Raw genomic sequence first — 3,778 nt, 5'->3', positions numbered from 1 at the left:
GGAAGGTGCGGCTGGATCACCTCCTTTCTAAGGAATATATACAAAGACGTGAGCATTCAACTTTATTCAGTTTTGAGGGGTTTAGTGATAAACCTAAGCAAGAATCAAATTCTTGATTGTGGGGCCTTAGCTCAGCTGGGAGAGCGCCTGCTTTGCACGCAGGAGGTCAGCGGTTCGATCCCGCTAGGCTCCATTGTCAGACAAGACGTTAAAATCACTTGAACATTGAAAACTAAATAACAATATCTAATAACGATAAATAAACCAAAAGCTGTGAATTTTAAAGAATTTACAAACTTATACTTGAAAAACGATGATTATAAATCATCATGGCAAAGTTAATAAGGGCGCACGGTGGATGCCTTGGCACTAAGAGCCGATGAAGGACGTGACTAACGACGATATTCTAGGGGGAGCAGTAAGTACGCATTGATCCCTAGGTCTCCGAATGGGGAAACCCAGCTGCTACTAGCAGTTATTCATGAGTGAATACATAGCTCATGTAAAGGTAACGCAGAGAACTGAAACATCTAAGTACCTGCAGGAAGAGAAAGTAAAAACGATTTCGTAAGTAGCGGCGAGCGAACGCGAAGAAGGGCAAACCAAGAAGCTTGCTTCTTGGGGTTGTAGGACTGCAACGTGGACTTAAGCATTATAGTCGAATAACCTGGGAAGGTTAATCAAAGAGGGTAATAATCCCGTAGACGAAATAGCGCTTATACCTAGCAGTATCCTGAGTAGGGCTGGACACGCGAAATCCAGTTTGAATCCGGGAGGACCATCTCCCAACCCTAAATACTCCTTAGTGACCGATAGTGAACCAGTACCGTGAGGGAAAGGTGAAAAGAACCCCGAGAGGGGAGTGAAATAGCACCTGAAACCGTGTGCCTACAAGAAGTTCGAGCCCGTTAATGGGTGAGAGCGTGCCTTTTGTAGAATGAACCGGCGAGTTACGTTATGATGCGAGGTTAAGTTGAAGAGACGGAGCCGTAGGGAAACCGAGTCTGAATAGGGCGACTTAGTATCATGATGTAGACCCGAAACCTAGTGACCTATCCATGAGCAGGGTGAAGGTGTGGTAAGACGCACTGGAGGCCCGAACCAGGACACGTTGAAAAGTGTTTGGATGACTTGTGGATAGCGGAGAAATTCCAAACGAACTGGGAGATAGCTGGTTCTCTCCGAAATAGCTTTAGGGCTAGCGTCGAAATGTAAGTGTATTGGAGGTAGAGCACTGTTTGGGTGAGGGGTCCGTCTAGGATTACCAATCTCAGATAAACTCCGAATGCTAATACACATGTTCGGCAGTCAGACTGCGAGTGCTAAGATCCGTAGTCGAAAGGGAAACAGCCCAGACCAACAGCTAAGGTCCCAAAATATATGTTAAGTGGAAAAGGATGTGGGGTTGCACAGACAACTAGGATGTTAGCTCAGAAGCAGCTATCATTCAAAGAGTGCGTAATAGCTCACTAGTCGAGTGACCCTGCGCCGAAAATGTACCGGGGCTAAACATATTACCGAAGCTTTGGATTGATATTTTATCAATGGTAGGAGAGCGTTCTTAACCGCGATGAAGGTATACCGTGAGGAGTGCTGGAGCGTTAAGAAGTGAGAATGCCGGTATGAGTAGCGCAAGATAAGTGAGAATCTTATCCACCGTAAGACTAAGGTTTCCAGGGGAAGGCTCGTCCGCCCTGGGTTAGTCGGGACCTAAGGCGAGGCCGAAAGGCGTAGTCGATGGACAACTGGTTGATATTCCAGTACTAGATATGATCGTGATGGAGGGACGCAGTAGGCTAAGAGATGCCAGTTAATGGATTCTGGTCTAAGCAGTGAGGTGTGAGATGTGTCAAATGCATTTCTCTTTAACATTGAGCTGTGATGGGGAAGCAACTACGGTTGCGAACTCTCTGATGTCACACTGCCAAGAAAAGCTTCTAGCGTAAAGTCATATCTACCCGTACCGCAAACCGACACAGGTAGTCGAGGCGAGTAGCCTCAGGTGATCGAGAGAACTCTCGTTAAGGAACTCGGCAAAATAGCCCCGTAACTTCGGGAGAAGGGGTGCTGGTGTAAAAGCCAGCCGCAGTGAATAGGCCCAAGCAACTGTTTATCAAAAACACAGCTCTCTGCTAAACCGCAAGGTGATGTATAGGGGGTGACGCCTGCCCGGTGCTGGAAGGTTAAGAGGAGTGCTTAGACGTAAGTCGAAGGTATGAATTGAAGCCCCAGTAAACGGCGGCCGTAACTATAACGGTCCTAAGGTAGCGAAATTCCTTGTCGGGTAAGTTCCGACCCGCACGAAAGGCGTAATGATTTGGGCACTGTCTCAACGAGAGACTCGGTGAAATTTTAGTACCTGTGAAGATGCAGGTTACCCGCGACAGGACGGAAAGACCCCATGGAGCTTTACTGTAGTTTGATATTGAGTACCTGTAAGTCATGTACAGGATAGGTAGGAGCCATTGAAATAGGGACGCTAGTTTCTATTGAGGCGTTGTTGGGATACTACCCTTGACTTATGGTTACTCTAACCCGCTGGCATAATCGGCCAGGGAGACAGTGTCTGACGGACAGTTTGACTGGGGCGGTCGCCTCCTAAAGAGTAACGGAGGCGCTCAAAGGTTGGCTCAGATTGGTTGGAAATCAATCGTAGAGTGTAAAGGTAAAAGCCAGCTTGACTGCGAGAGCTACAACTCGAGCAGGTAGGAAACTAGGACTTAGTGATCCGGTGGTACCGCATGGAAGGGCCATCGCTCAACGGATAAAAGCTACCCTGGGGATAACAGGCTTATCTCCCCCAAGAGTTCACATCGACGGGGAGGTTTGGCACCTCGATGTCGGCTCGTCGCATCCTGGGGCTGTAGTCGGTCCCAAGGGTTGGGCTGTTCGCCCATTAAAGCGGCACGCGAGCTGGGTTCAGAACGTCGTGAGACAGTTCGGTCCCTATCCGTCGCGGGCGTAGGTAATTTGAGAGGATCTGTCCTTAGTACGAGAGGACCGGGATGGACTTACCGCTGGTGTACCAGTTGTTCCGCCAGGAGCACGGCTGGATAGCTATGTAGGGAAGGGATAAGCGCTGAAAGCATCTAAGTGCGAAGCCCACCTCAAGATGAGATTACCCATTCGTAAGAATTAAGAGCCCAGAGAGATGATCTGGTAGATAGGCTGGAAGTGGAAGAGTTGCGAGACTTGGAGCGGACCAGTACTAATCGCTCGAGGACTTTACCAAAAGAGTCAAATATAATATGCTTATGGTTTAAAAGTTAGAAGAATTGTTATTTAGTTTTGAATGTTCAAGGTAACATTTAATGATTTGGTCATCATTGCGATGGAGATACACCTGTTCCCATGTCGAACACAGAAGTTAAGTCCATCTACGGCGGAAGTACTTGGGGGTTGCCCCCTGGGAGATAGGCGAGTGGCCAAGTTTTGGGAGTTTAGCTCAGCTGGGAGAGCATCTGCCTTACAAGCAGAGGGTCAGCGGTTCGATCCCGTTAACTCCCATTGGTTGTTTCAGCCATTAAGTGAATAAAGGTTCTGTAGTGTAGCGGTTATCACGTCGCCCTGTCACGGCGAAGATCGCGGGTTCGATTCCCGTCAGAACCGTTAGTAGAAATACTAATGACTCGTTAGCTCAGTTGGTAGAGCATTTGACTTTTAATCAAAGGGTCGCTGGTTCGAGCCCAGCACGGGGGCACGCGATGGCCCGCGCACACGGCCAGCGCCAAGCAGGCGGCCTACCGGGCCGGCGGCCAGGACGTGGTCGTCGACCAGA

General features: G+C 48.8%; 3 tRNA genes and 2 rRNA genes. All 5 read left to right on the top strand.

The window, feature by feature from the left end:
• Positions 1 to 120 precede the first annotated feature (120 nt).
• A tRNA-Ala gene (locus AB0I81_RS63750) sits at positions 121 to 193 on the top strand.
• 138 nt (positions 194 to 331) lie between these two features.
• A 23S ribosomal RNA gene (locus AB0I81_RS63745) occupies positions 332 to 3,232 on the top strand.
• A gap of 83 nt (positions 3,233 to 3,315) precedes the next feature.
• Positions 3,316 to 3,431 (top strand): 5S ribosomal RNA (gene rrf / locus AB0I81_RS63740).
• Positions 3,432 to 3,434: 3 nt separating this feature from the next.
• Positions 3,435 to 3,507: transfer RNA gene (locus tag AB0I81_RS63735), tRNA-Val, on the top strand.
• Positions 3,508 to 3,536: 29 nt separating this feature from the next.
• Positions 3,537 to 3,609 (top strand) — tRNA-Asp (locus AB0I81_RS63730).
• Positions 3,610 to 3,778 lie beyond the last annotated feature (169 nt).

The organism is Nonomuraea sp. NPDC050404 (assembly GCF_040655495.1).
Classification (GTDB): Bacteria; Actinomycetota; Actinomycetes; order Streptosporangiales; family Streptosporangiaceae; genus Nonomuraea.
This window is presented reverse-complemented; position numbering and strand designations above follow the sequence as displayed.